Source organism: Parabacteroides sp. AF18-52 (genome assembly GCF_003479145.1).
Taxonomy (GTDB): Bacteria; Bacteroidota; Bacteroidia; order Bacteroidales; family Tannerellaceae; genus Parabacteroides; species Parabacteroides faecis.
Genome location: NZ_QUGR01000016.1, coordinates 89,721 through 109,661 on the forward strand (window position 1 = coordinate 89,721; position 19,941 = coordinate 109,661).

Sequence of the window (19,941 nt, forward strand, 5' to 3'; positions counted from 1 at the left end):
GATATTCAGATGATATCTAAAGCGAAAAAGAGGATGAATTCATCCTCTTTTTTTATCTTTGTTCTTGTAAACCTTAAATCGAATACAATGTACATCCGAGTAATTCTCTGTCTGCTACCACTATTCATTCTTTCCGGGAATATATCCGGACAAGCTTTTTCTGCCGAGACTGAAAAAATGTTGAACAGCCTGGACTCGTTACTGGCTAAAAAAGAGACTTTTATCATTGCTAAAGAAAAAAGAATCGAGGACCTGAGGAAAATGGAGATGAAAGTTGCAACAGAGGAAGAGCAATACTGGATGAACAAACTGTTTTATGAAGAATATATGGTCTATGACAGCGACTCCGCATTTAGTTATATCTATAAAAATCTGGAAATAGCACAGCGGCTGAACAATCCCCAATGGGTTGCACAGTGGAAGATCGAACAATCGTTCATCCTGACAGCCACCGGTTTCCTGAAAGAGGGGCTGGATGCCCTGAACGAAATAACCCCCGAAAACCTGTCGCCTTATTACAGAACGGACTATTACGGACAAATGATGTATCTCTATTCCCATTACGGACAATATTCCGGGGAGAATTCAGAACAGAGCACTCTTTACTATGCAAAAGAAAGGAACTACCGGGATTCTATCTTCGCCAGTATCCCCGACAACCATCCTTATGGCTTATGGTACAAAGGATGGCAATATAACAAAACTCCACAGGCTGCTGAAGTAAAAGAACAATTGACACAAGTACTTGCTTCTGCATCTTTCGACTCCAGAAAAGATGCCATGAATGCTTATATCCTGGCAATCATGTATAGAGACGAAGGTAACGAAGATGAATATTTTCGTTACCTCATTTTATCAGCCATGGCTGATATCCGCTCGGCGAACCATGATATTGCTTCCCTGGAAGAACTGGGAAAGATCCTTTACGAAAAAGGATCCATAGACCGTGCCTATTCATATCTTAACTATTGTCTGGGATGCGCGCAATTATATAAGAACAGGATACGTATGATCGGCATTTCCTCCGCTTTGGATGCCATCCACAAAACATACGAACAAAGGAACAGGAAACAGGAAGCCGACCTGCGCCGGTATCTGTTCATTGTCAGCACATTGCTATTGGTCCTGCTTGCAGCCGTATTCCTTATCGGATCACAAATGAAGCGGCTGAAAGAATCACGCAAGAAGCTGAACAGCGCCAACCTGGACCTGAACAGGCATGTAGAAGAACTCGAACAGGCTCATAAACAGCTGGCGGAAGTGAACAACCAGCTTCAGTCGCTCAATGAACAGTTACTGGATGCCAACAACAAACTGACGGAATCCAATTATGTCAAGGAAGAATATATAGGTTACGTATTCAACATCTGTTCCAGCTATATCAGCAAACTGGACGAATACCGGAAGAATATCAACCGGAAAATCAAAACGGGCATGGTAGAAGAAGTCAAGAAGATGACGGATACCTCTACCCTGGCAGCTAACGAACTGAAAGAGTTTTACAGTAACTTCGATGCCATCTTCCTGCATATCTATCCGGATTTTGTCTCTGATTTCAATGCCTTGCTACAACCGGACAAACAGATCATACCCCGGGAAGGAGAATTGCTGAACACCGAACTCCGCATCTATGCCCTCGTGCGCCTGGGTATCAGCGACAGCGTAAAAATTGCCGAGTTCCTGCATTGTTCCCCACAGACCGTTTACAACAACCGGCTGAAAACACGCAGCAAAGCTGTCGTTCCTAAGGAGCATTTTGCAGATATTGTAAAATCTTTGGGAAAAATAGAACGCTGAAAACGGCTCAGAAAGCCTCCTTTACCTACTATTGAAACTTACTTTTTTCGAACAACCACACATACATAACCAATTAATAATAAACAATATACAATTTAACCGAGTTTACTTCTCCCGCTTACCAGGCTATTGAGACTTACAGATTGCACTTTACTTTTGCAAGTACAAAAAGTGTAAAAACAATTAGTATGTTAACTTTAAAAATGTATGTATCGTATGAAAGACATTTTAGCAAAAAGGAGGCATTATAAAGGGATCATTCCTTTATTCCTATGCCTGTTATTATTCCCAGTATTTGTGTTTGCCCAAAAAGTGACTGTCAACGGACAGGTAAAAGATCACCTAGGAGAACCGGTCATCGGTGCGAATATCGCGATAAAAGGTACTACGACCGGAGCCATAACGGATCTGGACGGTATGTTCAGTATTCCTGATGTAGAAGTAGGTGCCACGGTGGATATCTCTTTTATCGGTTATTTATCCCAGTCTGTAAAGGTGTCGGGAAATGCTCCTATATTCATTACATTGATAGAAGACAACCAGGCACTGGATGAAGTGGTCGTTATCGGCTACGGGGTTCAGAAGAAGAGTGTGGTAACGGCTTCCATCGCCCGCGTTTCTGCCGACGACCTGAGTTCAACAGCTCCTGTACGTGTGGATAATGCACTGAAAGGTCTGGCTTCGGGGGTACAGGTAACGACTACCAACGGTCAGCCGGGAGCAGCCGCTAAGATACGCATCCGCGGTACAGGTACTATCAACAATTCCGATCCGCTCTATATCGTAGACGGGATGGCTATTGACGGCGGGATCGATTATCTGAACCCGAATGATATCGCCTCTATCGAAGTATTGAAAGACGCAGCTTCAGGTGCTGTGTATGGTGCACGTGCCGCCAACGGTGTCGTTCTTGTAACGACAAAAAGTGGTAAAGAAGGGAAGGTAAGAGTCACTTATGACTTTTCTTTCGGCTGGCAACGTCCCTGGAAAGAACGCGATATGCTGAATGCCACTCAATATGCGACCCTGATGAACGAAGCCAGCAATTATGCAGGCGAAGGCGATATATACCAGAATCCGTCGCAATACGGTATCGGAACCAACTGGCAGAAAGAAACGTTCAACTACAACGCTCCGGTACAGAACCACCAGGTAAGCGTAAGCGGTGCCGGTGAAAAGGTCAATTATTTTCTTTCACTCGGTTATTATAACCAGGAAGGTATCGTAGGCGGCGATTACGACCGTTCCAACTACAAACGTATGACCATGCGTACCAATTCGACCTACACCTTATTCGACGAAAGCAAGACACGCAACTGGCTGAATAAAATAGTGATCGGTGTGAATGCCGCTTATTCCCGTATCAACAATACGACCATCGAGACGAACTCGCTGACAGGTTCCGCGTTGGGTAACGCGATGTTCCTTTCTCCTATCATGGGGGTATATGCCGATGACGAGAGTGCACTGTATAATCAGTATGCGGACGAAATCAAACAATATGGCGACCTGGTGAGAGATAAGAAAACCGGACGCCTGGTAACCATTCCAAGCAAAGATTTCAATGAGATAAGCAATCCGCTCGGATATCTGTCCCTGCCGGGAGAAAAATTCAATTCAGACAAGTTCGTAGCCAATTTCTTCGCCGAACTGACTCTTTGGGACAATCTGAAATTCAAAACATCCTACGGGACCGACCTGGCATTCTGGGGAACCGACGGATGGAGCAAACCGTATTACCTGGCAGTAAACAGCCATAACGACAAATCGAAAGTATGGTCGGAAATGAACCGCGGCTGCACCTGGCAGCTGGAAAATATCCTGACGTACGACAAGACATTCGGAGCTCATTCATTCTCAGTCGTACTGGGACAATCGGCAAAGAAATATACCGGCCGTAAAATAGGCGGTAGCGCATACGACATGATTGCGGAACTAGAAGATAAAGCGAATCTCGACTTTACAAGCGGCCTGGCATCCGACGGTAAACGCGATGTATACGGCGGTATGTTCGATCCTTCCACACTGGCTTCTTACTTCGGCCGTATCAGCTACAATTACAATGAACGCTATATGCTGCAATTCACGGTACGCCGTGACGGTTCGTCCAATTTCGGACCGAACAATAAATGGGCTACTTTCCCTTCCGTTTCCCTGGGATGGAATATCACCAACGAATCTTTCATGGCAGAACGCCCGGACTGGCTGACCAGTACGAAACTCCGCCTGTCATGGGGTAAGAACGGTAACGAGAATATCGGAGCATTCCGCTATACAGCGAACGTGGCAACCGGCAACAACTATGTATTCGGCGGCGGATCAGGCCAGCAGATTATTATGGGTAGCAAACCGTCGGGCACTCCGAATGCCGACCTGAGATGGGAAGAGTCAGAACAATACGATGCAGGTCTTGACTTCGGATTCCTGAATAATTCACTGACAATCAGTGCCGATTATTTCAATAAGAGAACAAACGGCATGTTGAAGGAAATGAGTATCCCTTCTTACCTGGGTGAATCCAAACCCTGGGGTAACGTAGGCTCTATGGAAAATTCGGGCGTTGAAGTGGACCTGGGATATAAATTCAATACAGGCGACTGGAACTTCAAAGTAGGTGGTAACATCAGTTACCTGAAAAACAAACTGATCAACTTAGGAAACTCCGACGGTTTCGAAATGAAAGACAACGTACACCAGTTGGGTAATGTCAGCCGCGCAGAAAACGGAGAAGTCTATCCGTTCTTCTACGGTTACAAAACAGCCGGTATCTTCCAGAACCAGGCACAGATCGATGCCTACGTGAACAACAAAGGTGAGAAACTGCAACCGAATGCCGAACCCGGTGATGTAATTTTCATAGATACGAACAAGGACGGGACTATCAGTGATACGGACCGGACGAAGATAGGTAAAGGTACTCCCGACTGGACATACGGCCTCAACTTCCAGGCTTCCTGGAAAGACATCGATTTCAGCATGCTGATCGCCGGTTCTATCGGTAACGATATATTCGATGCTACCCGCCGTATCGACTTGAGATATGTCAACCTGTCTGGCGAGATGATGGACCGCTGGCATGGAGAAGGAACTTCCAATACGGTTCCCCGCTTCACTTGGGCAAACAACAATGACAACTACCGTGTATCGGACCTGTATATCAAGAACGGTTCATACATGCGTCTGAAAAATATCCAGTTAGGTTATACCTTACCGAAAGACCTGACTTCAAAGGCATTCATATCCAGCCTGCGCATTTATGTAGCGGCAGAGAACCTGCTTACACTGACGGGATACAAGGGATTCGATCCTGAAATTTCCTACGACGCTTCTGCCGGTATCGACCGTGGAATCTACCCGCAGGCACGTACATTCACCGTTGGTTTGAACCTTAATTTCTAACATTAAAAAGATAAGACAAATGAAAAAGATAATAACAATTTCTTGTGTAGCTCTCACCCTGTTCGGAGCTACCTCATGCGGAGATGATTTCTTATCCGTTGATCCTTCCAGCAGTGTACCTATCGACGGATATTACAATACGGAAAGCCGTATCATGGAGGCAGTGACCGCTGCTTACGATCCGTTGCAATGGTATGACTACTTCTCAGGTTGGGCACCTCTAAGCTTGGTATACGATTGCATGAGCGACGATGTTTACGTAGGTGGCGGCAGCACCAGCGACCAGGGTGAGATCCATCTGATCTCACAATACCTGTCGGACCCGATCAAGACGATCAGCGGTGCATGGACTACCAGCTATTCGGGTATCAACCGTTCAAACCTTGTGATTGCCAATGTCGAAACTTCGGATATGTCCGATACGGATAAGAAAAAACTGATCGCAGAAGCCCGCGTACTGCGTGCCTGGTATTATTCTGTCCTGTGGAAATTATGGGGAAATGTTCCTTATTATGATGTGAACCTGATTTTCCCGTATATCGCAGAGCAGAAAACAGCGAAAGAAGTGTACGACCTGGTGGAAGCAGATCTGGCTGAAGTACTCGACAGCAAAGTGCTTCCGATGAAACAACCGGCCGAATGGGCAGGACGTGTCACACAGGCTATGGCTTCGATGGTATATGCAGAATATGTGATGTACCAGCAGGATGAAAGTAAGTATGCAAAAACATTGGGATATATGAAAGATATCATTTCTTCCGGCGAATATTCCCTGCAGCCGTTCGAAAATCTCTGGGAAACAGAGTTCGAATGGAATAACGAGACGATCTTCGACATCAATTATATAGCCAAAGGCGGTAAAAGAACCTGGGGTGATGCCAACTTTACCGGAGGCACCGTAGTTCCTGCCATGATCGGTATCGACGGACTGAGCGGCAGTCCCGACTATGTTAGCGGCTGGGGATTTGAAGCAGTGGCCAAAGAGGCTTACGATGCCTACGAGGAAAATGACAAACGCCGTGACACCGGTATTCTGAATATGGATAAATATATAGCAGACAATGCGGCAAAAGGGATAACAGTTACTTACGGAGGCCGTTATCAGAACACGGGATTGTTCCTTCGTAAATACCTGGGACGCATTGGGGGCAATGCCGGTTGTGTAGGTGATCCCGACCTGAACTGGGATAACAATCTCCGTATCTACCGTTACGCGGAAACATTACTGAACGCAGCCGAACTGGCAACACGCACCAACGATACAGGTTCTGCCAAAAGCTACCTGAACCAGGTCCGTGAACGTGCCGGAGTAGCTTCGATCGATCCGACACTGGATAATATCCTACAGGAACGCCGCCGCGAGTTCGTCGGTGAAGGCAAACGCTATTTCGACCTGGTCCGTTTCGGCAAAGCGGAAGAAGTTTTAAAGCCCAAAGGCGGAAAAGTACTGGATAAGAAAGGCGGATCGTACGTGAAAGACGGTATCCCCGAACGCGTTCAATGGACGATAAACAAGAAATATCTTCCCATCCCGCAGAGTGAAATCGAAGCGGCCAAAGGGACTATCGTTCAGAATCCGTATTAATAGTTACCATGTAGGGGCGGCGTTTATCCGCCCTTTACAACAATAATATAACAACCATGAAAACAGTAAGATCAACGATATTCTACACCGGTCTGATGGCTCTTATTCTGACGGCGTGCAGCCAGCCTTCCGGAACTGGTAAAGATTCTCTTATCGAAAAACAGATAGAAGAACTACTCGGCAAAATGACCTTACCCGAAAAGATCGGTCAGATGAACCAATTGAGTCCGTTTGGCAGCATGGATGAAATCGCAGGGCAGGTTCGCCAAGGAGAGATCGGGTCGTTACTGAATGTGACGGACCCTGAAAAAGTCAATGAGATACAGAAAGTAGCGGTGGAAGAATCCCGGCTGGGTATCCCCCTGTTAATATCGCGTGATGTCATTCACGGATATAAAACAATATTCCCAATACCCCTGGGACAGGCCGCTACTTTCAATCCTCAAATTGTGGAAGACGGTGCGCGTGTAGCCGCAATAGAAGCATCAGCCGACGGTATCCGCTGGACATTTGCCCCGATGATCGATATCTCTCGCGATCCCCGCTGGGGACGAATCGCTGAAAGCTGTGGTGAAGATCCGTACCTGAGTTCCATTATGGGTGTAGCTATGGTGAAAGGTTTTCAGGGCGATTCCCTGAACGATCCGACCTCCATTGCAGCCTGTGCCAAACATTTTATCGGCTACGGAGCAGCAGAAGGAGGACGCGATTATAATTCGACATTCATTCCCGAACGCCAGATGCGTAACGTCTATTTTCCTCCGTTCGAAGCGGCTGCGAAAGCCGGATGTGCCACCTTTATGACGTCTTTCAACGATAATGACGGTGTTCCTTCGACAGGAAATACCTTTATCCTGAAAGATGTATTGCGCAATGAGTGGAAATACGACGGCATGGTCGTTACCGACTGGGCTTCGACAGCCGAAATGATCTCCCACGGCTTCTGCAAAGACGAGAAGGAAGCTGCCTTGAAATCGGTTAATGCCGGTATCGATATGGAAATGGTCAGTGGTACCTTTATCCGTCATCTGGAAGAACTTGTAAAAGATGGGGAAATATCGGAAGCGACCATTAATAATGCAGTACGTAACATCCTTCGTCTTAAGTTCCGTCTGGGACTGTTCGACAATCCTTATGTAAACACAGACCAACATGTAAAATATGCACCTGAACATCTAGCCAAAGCCAAAGAAGCAGTAGAACAATCGGTTATCCTGTTAAAGAACGACCGGGAAACCTTACCTTTCACCGATAAGATCCGTACCATTGCGGTCGTAGGTCCGTTAGCGGATGCCCCTCACGACCAGATGGGTACCTGGGTATTCGACGGAGAAAAAGCACATACTCAAACCGTACTGACAGCCTTGAAAGAAATGTATGGCGACAAGGTTCAGTTTATCTACGAACCCGGATTGGGATACAGCCGCGACAAGAACACAGGCAATATCTCCAAAGCCGTAAGTGCAGCCACACGTGCTGACGTCGTATTGGTATGCGTAGGAGAAGAGTCTATCCTCTCGGGCGAGGCCCATTCTTTAGCAGATTTACATCTGCAGGGAGCGCAAAACGAACTGATTGCTACCCTGGCAAAGACAGGGAAACCCCTCGTAACGGTTATCATGGCAGGTCGTCCGCTGACGATCGAGCAGGAAGTAAACCTGTCCGATGCCGTTCTCTACGCCTTCCACCCGGGAACTATGGGCGGTCCGGCTATTGCCGACCTGCTTTTCGGTAAAGTAGCACCGAGCGGTAAAACGCCGGTTACCTTCCCGAAGATGGTAGGACAAATACCCGTTTACTATGCCCATAACAATACAGGCCGCCCCGCATCCCGCCAGGAAACGCTGATCGACGCTATCCCGCTGGAAGCCGGGCAGACTTCACTGGGCTGTACCTCTTTCTATATGGATGCCGGTTTCGATCCTCTGTTCCCCTTCGGTTATGGATTGTCGTACACCACATTCGGATACGACAACCTGCAACTGGCCAACGATAAGCTGGCTGCCAACGGAACACTGGAAATCAGTTTCGACCTGACCAATACCGGTAAATATGACGGGACAGAAGTGGTACAATTGTACGTACAAGATACCTTTGGCTCTGTTACCCGTCCGGTCAAAGAGCTGAAAGGTTTCCAACGTGTTCCCCTGAAGCAGGGTGAAAAGAAAACCGTCACCTTTTCTCTTCCTGTCGAAGAGCTGGCTTTCTGGAACATAGACATGCAGAAAGTAGTGGAGCCGGGTGAGTTCAACCTTTGGGTCGGTCCCAGCAGTGCAGAAGGATTACAAACAACATTCACAGTAGAATAACAGATATGAAAAAGAATCTATATTTAATGATCATACTTTTGCTGGTATCCTGTACCGGATGTCAGCAGGACGCAACAACAACAGGTACGGACACGACCGATATGCCTCCGGAGGCATTTATGCGCATATCCGGAACAGACCTGATTACCCCCAAGGGGCAGAAGTTCTTTATCAAAGGGACCAATCTCGGTAACTGGCTGAATCCCGAAGGCTACATGTTCGGCTTTAGCAAGACGAACTCACCGGGACGGATCAACCAGATGTTGTGCGAAATGGTCGGACCTGATTTCACCGCTGAGTTCTGGAAATCATTCAAAGACAATTATATTACCCGCGACGATGTGCAGTTCATCGCCGGGACAGGTGCCAACACGATCCGCCTCCCCTTCCATTATAAACTCTTTACCGATGAGGATTATATGGGGCTGACAGCCAACCAGGACGGTTTCGCCCGCATAGACAGTGTTGTCAACTGGTGCCGGGAAACCGGTTTGTACCTGATCCTCGATATGCACGATGCCCCGGGCGGACAGACCGGTGATAATATCGATGACAGTTACGGTTATCCCTGGCTGTTTGAAAGCGAAGCCAGCCAGCAACAGTTCTGCAATATCTGGAAAAAAATAGCCACATACTATAAGAACGAACCGGTTATCCTGGGATACGAACTGGCCAACGAACCTATCGCTCCTTATTTCAGCAATATGGAAGAGCTGAATGCGAAATTGGAACCGTTGTATAAACGGGCTGTCTCGGCTATCCGTGAGGCAGATACCAACCACATCATCCTACTGGGAGGTGCCCAGTGGAACGGTAATTTCCGTCCGTTTACCGATTCCACATTCGATGATAAGATCATGTACACCTGCCATCGTTACGGCGGAGAAGCGACAAAGGCCGCTATCCAGGAGATCATCGATTTCCGCGACCGCGTGAACCTGCCGATGTACATGGGAGAGATCGGTCACAACACGGCAGCCTGGCAAAATGCATTCTGCCACGTCATGCAGGAGAACAACATCGGCTGGACCTTCTGGCCCTATAAAAAGATCGACGACTCATCTTTTGCCGGTATCAAAGCGCCTAAGAACTGGGACCGTATCATAGCCTTCTCAGAAGCTCCCCGAAGTACCTACCAGGAAATACGCGAGACCCGTCCCAACCAGGAAGAGGCAAAAGCTGCCCTCATGGAATTTATAGAGAACAGCCGGTTACAGAACTGTATCATTCAGAACGAATATATCCGCTCACTAAGTTTAAAAGCACAATAAAACAACATGAAACCGATTAAGTATATTGCTTGCTTCCTATTGCTGCTGCCCTCTTTCAGCCAGGCGCAACAAAGCATTCCGGTTTATCTGGATAACAACAAACCGATGGAAGAACGTGTAGAAGATGCCCTGTCGCGTCTGACACTCGAAGAAAAAGTGGCGCTGACACATGCGCAATCCAAATTCTGTTCGCCGGGGGTGGCACGCCTGGGCATTCCGGAATTCTGGATGACCGACGGCCCTCATGGCATTCGTCCCGAAGTATTATGGGATGAATGGGAGCAAGCCGGATGGACCAACGACTCTTGTGTCGCTTTCCCGGCGCTGACCTGCCTGGCTGCTACCTGGAATCCGGAAATAGCTTTGTTGTACGGAAAGAGCATCGGCGAAGAAGCCCGCTATCGTAACAAAACAGTGTTACTGGGTCCCGGTGTAAACATTTACCGCTCACCACTGAACGGACGTAACTTTGAATATATGGGTGAAGACCCTTATCTAGCCGGAAAGATGGTGGTTCCCTATATACAAGGTGTTCAACAGAATGGCGTAGCAGCCTGTGTGAAGCATTATGCACTAAACAATCAGGAAGTAAACCGTCATACAACCAATGTAATTGTAGATGACCGTGCTCTGCACGAAATCTATCTGCCAGCCTTCAAAGCCGCTGTTCAGGAAGGAAAAGCCTGGGCAATCATGGGTTCTTATAATCTGTACAAAGACCAGCACGGTTGCCATAACCAATATCTGTTGAATGACATTCTGAAAGGCGACTGGGGTTTTGACGGCGTTGTCGTTTCCGACTGGGGAGGCGTTCATAATACGCAGGAAGCCGTAACCAACGGGCTCGATATGGAGTTCGGTAGCTGGACCAACGGATTATCCAACGGAGCAAGCAACGCTTACGATAATTATTACCTGGCAGATCCCTATCTTCAGCTGATCCGGGAGGGTAAAGTCGGAACGAAAGAGCTGGACGACAAGGTAAGACGTATCCTTCGCCTGGCTTATCGCACGAATATGGATAAAAACCGTCCTTACGGGTCACTTTGCTCGGAAGCACATTTTACCACAGCCCGCCAAATCGGGGAAGAAGGTATTGTCTTGCTGCAAAACAAGAACAATGTACTCCCTATCGACCTGAACCGTGCAAAGAAAATAGCCGTTATCGGTGAAAATGCCGTCAAAATGATGACCGTAGGCGGCGGTTCCTCTTCCCTTAAAGTGAAATACGAATTATCTCCGCTGGATGGTATCCGGAAGAGAGTGGGTGACAAAGCCGAAGTAGTTTATGCACGTGGTTATGTAGGCGATCCGAGTGGTGAATACAATGGGGTGAAGTCCGGACAGGATCTGGAAGACAACCGTTCGCCGGAGGAATTAATAGCCGAAGCCGTGGCTGTAGCCAAGGAGGCCGACTATGTGATCTTTATCGGTGGTCTGAACAAGAGTGCGCATCAGGACTGTGAGGACGCGGACCGCAAGGAACTAGGCTTATCTTACGGACAGGATCAGGTAATAACAGCCCTGGCTCAGGCGAATAAAAATCTGATCCTGGTAAATATTTCAGGGAATGCCATCGCCATGCCGTGGGTGAAAGATGTTCCGGCCATCGTACAGGCGTGGTATCTGGGATCGGAAGCGGGAAATGCCATTGCTTCGGTATTAGTCGGTGATGTAAATCCATCCGGTAAGTTACCGTTTACCTTCCCTGTCTCTTTACAGGACGTAGGTGCACACCGGTTAGGCGAATATCCGGGTACTCCCAGAAATGACGGTAGTAACATAGTAGACGAGAAGTACAACGAAAGTATCTTCGTCGGCTACCGTTGGGCAGACAAGCAGAAAGTCAAACCGCTCTTCAGCTTCGGCCACGGTCTGAGCTACACTACATTCGAATATGGAAAAATAACAGCCGACAAGAAGACGATTACGAAAAACGAACCTATCACTTTCACCCTAACCGTAAAAAACACAGGTAACCGTGAAGGGGCAGAAGTCGTACAGCTTTACGTCAGCGACAAAAAATCATCACTCCCCCGTCCTGTCAAGGAACTGAAAGGTTTTCAAAAAGTTTACCTGCAACCGGGAGAGATGAAACAGATATCCTTCACCATCGGCACCGATGCCCTGAGCTTCTTTAATGACGGCAAACATGAATGGGTTGCCGAACCCGGACAGTTCGAAATTCTCATCGGAGCCTCCTCTACGGATATCCGGGAAAAAGTTGTGTTTGAATTAAAATAGATGAAAAGAGGGAAGTCTGTCAAGCTTCCCTCTTACTATTTTATCAAATATATATATATCAATTTCCTGCCACAAAGATACTACAAAAAAGTGGAATACAGAAGAATGAAGTAATAGAATTGATTTACAGAGGTTTCATTTAAGCAGCCGATTATCTCCAACGCCACCACAATCCTTGCCGAAGCCAAGTCAAGACGTCGCAACGTTACTTGTTCGTAACCACACCATATAGGTGACGAAATTGGCACGAATGGCAAAACAAGGCGTTGTGATATAGTGAGTTACTAACAACTCACGCGACAAATCCAGTTACGGAAAAAGATTGCGTCGTTCCTCCGTGTTTTGCGTACCGACGAAGGATTCTTCACCGACTAATTTTGAACCTAAAAAAATTAAGGACGATGAAGAGTACATTTTCAGTTATCTACTACCTCAAACGTCAGGTAGTGAAAAAGGACGGGACAGTACCCGTCATGGGACGTATCACGGTGGACGGCAGCCAAACACAGTTCAGCTGCAAACTGACCGTCGATCCTAAGCTGTGGGACACCAAAGGAGGACGTGTCACGGGCAGAAGCACGGCTGCACTCGAAACGAACCGTATGCTCGACAAGATGCGCGTACGCATCAACAAGCACTATCAGGAAATCATGGAGCGTGACAACTTCGTCACTGCGGAAAAGGTGAAAAACGCCTTTCTTGGACTGGAACACCGCTACCACACGCTATTGCAGGTGTTCCGGCAACACAACGAGGACTATGCCAAGCAGGTGGAGGCAGGCATGAAAGCCAAAGGCACGTTTGACAAATACAAGATCGTTTACAAGCACCTGCAAGAGTTCCTCACCATCCGCTACCACGTGAAGGACATCGCCCTGAAAGAGCTTACCCCCGCTTTCATTTCCGATTTTGAAATGTTCCTGCGCACGGACAAACACTGCTGCACCAACACCGTGTGGCTGTATGTCTGCCCGCTTCGGACGATGGTGTTCATCGCCATCAACAATGAGTGGCTCACGCGCGACCCGTTCCGCGAGTATGAAATCAAGAAGGAGGAAACGACCCGCAGCTTTCTGACGAAAGATGAAATCCGCCTGCTGATGGAAGGTAAGCTGAAGAATGCGAAGCAAGAACTGTATCGTGATTTATACCTGTTCTGCGCCTTCACGGGCTTGTCGTTCGCCGATATGCGCAACCTGACGGAAGAGAATATCCGCACCTACTTTGACGAACACGAGTGGATAAACATCAACCGCCAGAAGACGGGTGTGGTGTCCAACATCCGTATGCTCGACATAGCGAAGCGCATCATCGACAAATACCGTGGGCTGTGTGGGGACGGCAGGATATTCCCCGTACCCCACTATAACACGTGCCTTGCCGGAATCCGTGCCGTCGCCAAGCGTTGCGGTATCACCAAGCATATTACATGGCATCAAAGCCGCCACACGGCCGCCACGACGGTGTTCCTCTCCAACGGCGTACCCATCGAAACGGTCAGTTCCATGCTGGGACACAAAAGCATAAAGACAACGCAGATATACGCGAAAATAACCAAAGAGAAGCTCAATCAAGACATGGAGAACCTTGCCGCGAGATTGAACCAAATCGAAGAATTTGCAGGTCGTACCATCTAAAACAGAGAAGCCATGAAACGTGACATAATCATCATTGAGGACAAGGCGGTCAGCGTAACCGGTAACGATGTATGGATGACCGCCGGAGAAATCGCCAGACTGTTCCACACGGGTGTCCCGGCAGTGAACGCCGCCATCAAAGCCATCCTCAAAACGGACGTGCTGAACGACTACGAGGCATGCCGCTACATCCAACTTGAAAACGGTCTGTATGCGGATGTTTACTCGCTTGAGATAATCATCCCCGTCACCTTTCGGCTGAGCACATACCATGCCCATCTTTTCCGCCGCTGGCTGATGGACAAGGCACTTGCAAAAGACAAGCATACCGCCTACATGTTATTCGTACATAGCGGAAAAGGCGGTTACTGCTGAAAAGACGATGAAAATCAATTAAAAACGGACAACCATCAAGCTGTCCGTTTTAACTTTAAAATAGTCAATTTTGAATATACAAATTATGTGCTAAAGAATATGAGGTATCAAAATTGAGATGGCTTATATAACATCTCATACTTTAACGAGCCACAATCAATGTACATATCATATTCCGCAATTCCTTTTTCTTGTGCTATATAATGCAAAGTTTTCTTGTGGATGTTTGAAATTCTCTCTCCATAATAGATTGCTTTAGGAACAATTTTCAGGCTTGTTGCACGAGAATGTGCGGCAGGTTGTTTCTCTGAATGAATAATACGCCATTCATTTTCATATTCCCACTGTGTGGATTTGTGAATAGCCATTTTCAAATGCGATAGTGAATCTATATTTTTAACATCCAGCCCCAAGCTCTTTGCTATATACCATTGAATAAAACTATTTGCATCAAAGCGGTTATTATCATATATAACAGGCAAGATACAACAATTCATTTCTCCTTGTTCTAATAAGAACCTTAAATCATATTCCAATGCAAACCCTTCATGATTTTGGGCATAGTGACTCCACATTATAACAGAATCTATGCTTTCACTTAAACATGCTATTGTAGATACGACCTTTAATGTATCCCCCATTTTTAATAGGATTTCTTTCAATATGTTTTCCATTACAACACTAAAAAGAGCTAATGTCAATGGATTTATGCCGTTACACGATATTACCTGTTTTTTTAAACCTGTCAAATTGTTTCTTCCGAAAAATTGGATTACACTTGGAGGAAATTCGAAATCTTTAGTTTCAAGTATCTGTTTGAATTGTTCAAGAAATTCTTCTGTACAACAAGCTCTCATTTGCTCTTGAATATTATCCAAACTATAATAAACAAGAGTGTCATAGGGGTCATTAAACTTATCAGCAGTAACAGCATAAACCAGATCCTTGTCAAAAGCATCAAGGTTTAATGTTGAACAACTCCTATATCTATACAGTTTTTGTGGCAACATTGACATCAATGCTGCACTTATAGGATAGATTCGGGATTTTATGTCCTCTTGCTCAATTCCTTCAGGAATTATTGTGGATTCTAACAATTTTGCAAATTCACTCCGAAGCATAATGGTATTCGTTTTAACCACAAAGGTACGCATTTTATTCCGGAATGTCAGGACATTACTCCATCGGTTTGCGGTAATTCGCCTCCAGCAGTTCACGCAATCCCGATTCGGGGTAAAGCACCTTCCCGCCTAAAAGGATAAAGGGCAACACTCTGTTGTTACGGTATTCCTGCAAGGTACGGCGGCTCACACGGAGCAACTCCGCCACCTCCCTGTCCGTCAGGTAACGTTCCCCGTCCAGCGGTGGACGGTAGTTTTCCAAAAATGCAGAGAGCCATTTAGAGCCTTTGCGCATATTCTGCACCACGGTGGCAAGCGGCTCGTCCTCCAGTGTAAAAACATCGTTGTTCTCGTTCATCATAACTTTGGATTCAGTGGGTGAATAATAAGATTACCTGCCGCCGGGATAGAGCGTACCGATAAGCGGAATCAGCCTCCTAACTTCTTCCGGCTTGTAATAGAACCTGCGGTTTATCTGCGAGTAGCCGATAAGCCGCTTGTCGCGCAACGTCTGCAACGTGCGCGGGCTGATTCTCAACTGCCCGCAGACTTCCTCGCCCGTGAGCCATCTTTCCAACCGCCCGCCGTCGCTCTTGCGCCTCAGGGCGGCAACCTTCTCCGAGAGGGCGTTGAAGGACGCCACCATCATCTCGAAGGTCTTTTTCTCGATAGATACAATTTCCATATTCAAAACATTTCAGGTTTGCCGCAAAGGTAACGCCATCCTCATGAACGCATATCGTTTCCCGCTGAAAGGCTGTATGTTGCGCCGTCTGTCCGGGTAATGGAGCCATTTCCAATAAAAATCTTACGTGAGACACGTAGTGAGCTGTTAAAGCCCCTTTTGTTTATTGCCGAATTTTGCCGCAGAAACCAAAAGAAAGGACTGAATATGAAAGTAATAACGATGGAAAGTTCCGCTTTCACCGCATTGACGGAACAGATAGCCGAGATAGCGGCACACGTGCGTGCCGTTTCCGGCGAAAGAAAGGAAAAATCCGCAGACAGGTTGCTCACCACCCGTGAGGCGGCGCACCTGTTGAATGTGAGTACCCGCACCCTCCAGCGTATGCGTAACGAGCATCGCATCGGCTATGTAGTGCTGCGCGGCAAATGCCGCTACCGACAGTCTGAAATCGACCGCCTGCTTGCGGACTGCACCGTCATGGAAGACGCGGCGACACCGACGGAACTGAAACGCAACCATACGCTACGCACGGGCGGCGGCAAACCCAAAAGAAGGAGGACGTGACATATGGAACTGCTTACCCGAAACAATTTTGAGAGCTGGATGCGGAAGCTGATGGAACGGCTCGACCGTCAGGACGAACTGCTGCTGTCCTTGCAGCCGTCCGGCAAAGCCCCGAACCCGATGGAGCGTATCAGGATGTTCGACAACCAAGACCTCTGTATGCTGCTCCAGATAAGCAAGCGTACCCTGCAACGCTACCGCAGCATCGGCGCGTTGCCGTACAAGACGCTCGGCAAAAAGACCTATTACAGCGAAGAGGACGTGCTGACGTTCCTTTCCGGACACGTAAAGGACTTCAAAAAGGAAGATATAGCCTTCTACAAGGCTCGTATCCATAATTTCTTTCAAAAATAACCCATTAAAACATTTTTCAAATGGCAAAGAAAAAAAGCGAAAAGGACGTGCTGATAGTCCGTGATGAGAAGACGGGCGAGATCAGCGTGGTAGCCGGGCTGGATGCCGACGGTTCCCCCAAGCGCACCCCCGCGAAAGCGGAGAACGCGCAGAGTTTCCTGCAATTCGACCGCCACGGCGACGTGCTGGACAACTTCTTCAAAAACTTCTTCCGGCAGTGCAAGGAACCCAGCCGCTTCGGTTTCTACCGTGTCGCGGCAGACCAAGCCGACAAACTGATGGAGGTGATGAAAGACCTGCTGAAAGACCCCGAAGCCAACAAGGAACTGCTTGCGCCCCACAAGGTGGACACTTCCGGCTACGAAAAGCAGGTGAAGGAAGAACAGACCGCCGGAAAGACGGAGCAGACGGAACAAAAGCAGGAAGAGCAGCCCAAAGAAACCCCAAAACAGGAAGAAATGGAAAAGAAGCAGGAACAGAATCAGGAAGGCCCGCAACAACAGACGCAAGGCAGACGGGGCTACCAGCCCATTGACGAGAGCAAAATCAACTGGCAGGAGCTGGAAGAGAAATGGGGCGTGAAACGTGACGACCTTGAAAAGTCCGGCGACCTTCAGAAGATGCTCAACTACGGCAAGTCCGATTTGGTGAAAGTGTCGCCCAAGTTCGGCGGCGAGGCTTTCGAGCTGGATGCCCGCCTTTCCTTCAAGAAAGACGGTGAAGGCAATGTCAGCCTCGTGCCGCATTTCATCCGCAAGGAGCAGAAACTCGACGAGTACAAGGAACACAAGTTCTCCGACGAAGACCGTAAGAACCTGCGCGAAACGGGCAACCTCGGCAGGGTCGTGGACATCGTGGACAGGGAAACGGGTGAAATCATCCCCTCGTTCATCAGCATAGACCGCAAGACGAATGAAATCACAGACATACCAGCAAACAAGGTACGCATACCGGAGCGCATCGGAAAGACGGAAATCACCAAACAGGAACAGGATATGTTGCGTGCCGGGCTGCCCGTGCGCGACAAGCTCATCGAGCGTAACGACGGCAGGAAGTTCGTCACCACCCTCCAAGTGAATGTAGAGCAGCGAGGCGTGGAGTTCGTACCGGGAACCGGCAGGTCGCCCCGTACCGCCCAGACGCAGGAAGCCAAGAACAATCCCACGCAGGGACAGGCTCAGGGCATGGAAAACTCCGCAGCCCCACAGAAAGAGCAACGCCGCAACACGTGGACGAACGCCGACGGCAGCATCCGCCCCATCAGCAAATGGAGCGGTGTGAACTTCACCGACCAGCAGAAAGCCGATTACGCGGCAGGCAAAGCCATCAAACTGGAGAACGTGACCGACAAGCAAGGCTTCCACGCCACGATGTACATCAAGTTCAACCCGGAGAAGGGACGTCCGTACCGCTACGACACCAACCCCGACAACGCGCAGAAGGTCGCCCCGTCCAACGAGAGCCGCACACAGGTGGCGGTGAACAGCGAAGGAAAGACCAACGAGGCGACCAAGAACCTGAAAGAGCCGTTGCTGAAAGGGCAGACCGCTCCGAAAGACGACAAACAGCAAAAGCAGCAGGAAAAGCCTCAGAAGAAAAACAACAAGGGCATGAAGATGTAACATCCCGTGTCCGCCACTAAATCCAAAGTAATAATCCATTAAAAAGTAAAACAGCATGAAGACAATCATTGCAGAAAAGCCATCCGTGGCACGTGAAATCGCCCGCATCGTAGGCGCGACAAAGAGAGAGGAAGGATATTTCGAGGGAGGCGGCTATGCCGTGACATGGGCGTTCGGACACCTCGTCCAGCTTGCCATGCCCGACGGCTACGGCATACGCGGCTTCGTCCGTGACAACCTGCCCGTCATTCCCGAAACCTTCACGCTCATTCCCCGTCAGGAAAAGACAGAGAAGGGCTACAAACCCGACAGCGGCGTGGTGTCGCAGATAAAAATCATCGCCCGTCTTTTCAAGGAAAGCGAGCAGATCATTGTGGCGACCGATGCAGGACGCGAAGGTGAGCTTATCTTCAGATACCTCTACCATTATATCGGATGTACCACGCCTTTCGTGCGCCTCTGGATAAGTTCGCTCACCGATAAGGCTATCCGCGAGGGGTTGCGTAACCTCGAAGCGGGCGACAAATACGACAACCTCTACCTTGCCGCCAAAGCACGGAGCGAATCCGACTGGCTTGTGGGCATCAACGGCACGCAGGCACTCTCCATCGCAGCCGGACACGGCACATATTCCGTCGGACGGGTGCAGACACCCACGCTGGCGATGGTGTGCGCTCGCTATTGGGAAAACCGCCGTTTCACGGTGGAACCTTTCTGGCAGCTCCATATCGCCGCAGACACAGGCGACGGCGAAGTGGTGAAACTCTCATCTTCCAAGAAATGGAAAGAGAAAGAACCTGCCACAGCACTATATAATAAGGTAAAGGAAGCCGGCTTTGCCACTGTCACAAAAGCCGAACGTAAAGAGAAGATAGAGGAAACTCCGCTCCTGTATGACCTGACCACGCTCCAGAAGGAAGCCAACGCCAAGCACGGCTTCACGGCGGAACAGACGCTTGAAATCGCGCAGAAACT

At 48.3% G+C, this 19,941-nt stretch carries 15 protein-coding genes; 12 read left to right on the forward strand and 3 right to left on the reverse strand.

Annotated features, from left to right (window positions below; all coding sequences use genetic code 11):
- The first annotated feature begins 87 nt into the window (after positions 1–87).
- The 8 genes from DWX23_RS20255 to DWX23_RS20290 all read left to right on the forward strand — a co-directional run bounded on the left by DWX23_RS20255 (position 88) and on the right by DWX23_RS20290 (position 14,617).
- Entirely contained in the window at positions 88–1,797 is a 1,710-nt protein-coding gene (locus DWX23_RS20255) for a DUF6377 domain-containing protein (RefSeq protein WP_233587701.1), read from the forward strand.
- Positions 1,798–2,013: 216 nt separating this feature from the next.
- Positions 2,014–5,196 carry a TonB-dependent receptor gene (locus tag DWX23_RS20260; RefSeq protein ID WP_122375800.1) on the forward strand — a complete coding sequence of 1,061 codons (3,183 nt, stop codon included), beginning with the start codon at positions 2,014–2,016 and terminating at the stop codon, positions 5,194–5,196.
- A 19-nt stretch (positions 5,197–5,215) separates the two neighbouring features.
- A complete protein-coding gene (locus DWX23_RS20265; RefSeq protein WP_122375795.1) occupies positions 5,216–6,781 on the forward strand; it encodes a RagB/SusD family nutrient uptake outer membrane protein in 1,566 nt (521 codons plus the stop codon).
- Positions 6,782–6,837: 56 nt separating this feature from the next.
- Positions 6,838–9,090: a beta-glucosidase BglX gene (gene bglX / locus DWX23_RS20270; protein WP_122375796.1), complete on the forward strand. Its 2,253-nt coding sequence runs from the start codon at positions 6,838–6,840 to the stop codon at positions 9,088–9,090.
- Positions 9,091–9,095: 5 nt separating this feature from the next.
- On the forward strand, positions 9,096–10,361 hold the full coding sequence (locus tag DWX23_RS20275) for a glycoside hydrolase family 5 protein (RefSeq protein WP_122375797.1): 1,266 nt from the start codon (positions 9,096–9,098) through the stop codon (positions 10,359–10,361).
- A gap of 6 nt (positions 10,362–10,367) precedes the next feature.
- Positions 10,368–12,605: a glycoside hydrolase family 3 C-terminal domain-containing protein gene (locus DWX23_RS20280; RefSeq protein WP_122375798.1), complete on the forward strand. Its 2,238-nt coding sequence runs from the start codon at positions 10,368–10,370 to the stop codon at positions 12,603–12,605.
- A gap of 401 nt (positions 12,606–13,006) precedes the next feature.
- Positions 13,007–14,242, forward strand: coding sequence for a site-specific integrase (locus tag DWX23_RS20285; protein WP_032542969.1), 1,236 nt, complete (start codon positions 13,007–13,009; stop codon positions 14,240–14,242).
- Between the two features lie 12 nt (positions 14,243–14,254).
- A complete protein-coding gene (locus DWX23_RS20290; protein WP_005809276.1) occupies positions 14,255–14,617 on the forward strand; it encodes a hypothetical protein in 363 nt (120 codons plus the stop codon).
- A 107-nt stretch (positions 14,618–14,724) separates the two neighbouring features.
- On the opposite strand, the gene DWX23_RS20295 is transcribed toward DWX23_RS20290, so the two are convergent.
- The 3 genes from DWX23_RS20295 to DWX23_RS20305 are packed head-to-tail and all read right to left on the reverse strand — an operon-like array spanning position 14,725 to position 16,423.
- Complete coding sequence (locus DWX23_RS20295) at positions 14,725–15,738, reverse strand: DUF2971 domain-containing protein (protein ID WP_005809274.1); 1,014 nt, start codon at positions 15,736–15,738, stop codon at positions 14,725–14,727.
- Between the two features lie 55 nt (positions 15,739–15,793).
- Positions 15,794–16,099, reverse strand: a complete 306-nt coding sequence (locus DWX23_RS20300) for a helix-turn-helix domain-containing protein (protein ID WP_032538125.1) — start codon at positions 16,097–16,099, stop codon at positions 15,794–15,796.
- 30 nt (positions 16,100–16,129) lie between these two features.
- The gene (locus tag DWX23_RS20305) at positions 16,130–16,423 is read right to left on the reverse strand and encodes a helix-turn-helix domain-containing protein (RefSeq protein WP_023056835.1); all 294 of its coding nucleotides are present in this window, start codon (positions 16,421–16,423) and stop codon (positions 16,130–16,132) included.
- A 207-nt stretch (positions 16,424–16,630) separates the two neighbouring features.
- On the opposite strand from DWX23_RS20305, the gene DWX23_RS20310 reads away from it, so the two are divergent.
- From DWX23_RS20310 to DWX23_RS20325, 4 genes are all read left to right on the forward strand, one after another.
- The gene (locus DWX23_RS20310; RefSeq protein WP_032538124.1) at positions 16,631–16,990 is read left to right on the forward strand and encodes a helix-turn-helix domain-containing protein; all 360 of its coding nucleotides are present in this window, start codon (positions 16,631–16,633) and stop codon (positions 16,988–16,990) included.
- A 3-nt stretch (positions 16,991–16,993) separates the two neighbouring features.
- A complete protein-coding gene (locus tag DWX23_RS20315) occupies positions 16,994–17,344 on the forward strand; it encodes a helix-turn-helix domain-containing protein (protein ID WP_032538123.1) in 351 nt (116 codons plus the stop codon).
- Positions 17,345–17,364: 20 nt separating this feature from the next.
- Positions 17,365–18,966, forward strand: coding sequence for a DUF3945 domain-containing protein (locus DWX23_RS20320; protein ID WP_005809263.1), 1,602 nt, complete (start codon positions 17,365–17,367; stop codon positions 18,964–18,966).
- A 55-nt stretch (positions 18,967–19,021) separates the two neighbouring features.
- A partial coding sequence (locus DWX23_RS20325) for a DNA topoisomerase (protein ID WP_233587703.1) occupies positions 19,022–19,941 on the forward strand: 920 nt, incomplete at its 3' end.

Bases quoted from the DNA above. Each gene is read 5' to 3' on its own strand.
- DWX23_RS20280 (WP_122375798.1), top strand. From the start codon at position 10,368: ATGAAACCGATTAAGTATATTGCTTGCTTCCTATTGCTGCTGCCCTCT.
- DWX23_RS20305 (WP_023056835.1), bottom strand. From the start codon at position 16,423: ATGGAAATTGTATCTATCGAGAAAAAGACCTTCGAGATGATGGTGGCG.
- DWX23_RS20295 (WP_005809274.1), bottom strand. From the start codon at position 15,738: ATGCTTCGGAGTGAATTTGCAAAATTGTTAGAATCCACAATAATTCCT.
- DWX23_RS20265 (WP_122375795.1), top strand. From the start codon at position 5,216: ATGAAAAAGATAATAACAATTTCTTGTGTAGCTCTCACCCTGTTCGGA.
- bglX (WP_122375796.1), top strand. From the start codon at position 6,838: ATGAAAACAGTAAGATCAACGATATTCTACACCGGTCTGATGGCTCTT.
- DWX23_RS20275 (WP_122375797.1), top strand. From the start codon at position 9,096: ATGAAAAAGAATCTATATTTAATGATCATACTTTTGCTGGTATCCTGT.
- DWX23_RS20255 (WP_233587701.1), top strand. From the start codon at position 88: ATGTACATCCGAGTAATTCTCTGTCTGCTACCACTATTCATTCTTTCC.
- DWX23_RS20315 (WP_032538123.1), top strand. From the start codon at position 16,994: ATGGAACTGCTTACCCGAAACAATTTTGAGAGCTGGATGCGGAAGCTG.
- DWX23_RS20290 (WP_005809276.1), top strand. From the start codon at position 14,255: ATGAAACGTGACATAATCATCATTGAGGACAAGGCGGTCAGCGTAACC.
- DWX23_RS20300 (WP_032538125.1), bottom strand. From the start codon at position 16,099: ATGATGAACGAGAACAACGATGTTTTTACACTGGAGGACGAGCCGCTT.
- DWX23_RS20260 (WP_122375800.1), top strand. From the start codon at position 2,014: ATGAAAGACATTTTAGCAAAAAGGAGGCATTATAAAGGGATCATTCCT.
- DWX23_RS20310 (WP_032538124.1), top strand. From the start codon at position 16,631: ATGAAAGTAATAACGATGGAAAGTTCCGCTTTCACCGCATTGACGGAA.
- DWX23_RS20285 (WP_032542969.1), top strand. From the start codon at position 13,007: ATGAAGAGTACATTTTCAGTTATCTACTACCTCAAACGTCAGGTAGTG.
- DWX23_RS20320 (WP_005809263.1), top strand. From the start codon at position 17,365: ATGGCAAAGAAAAAAAGCGAAAAGGACGTGCTGATAGTCCGTGATGAG.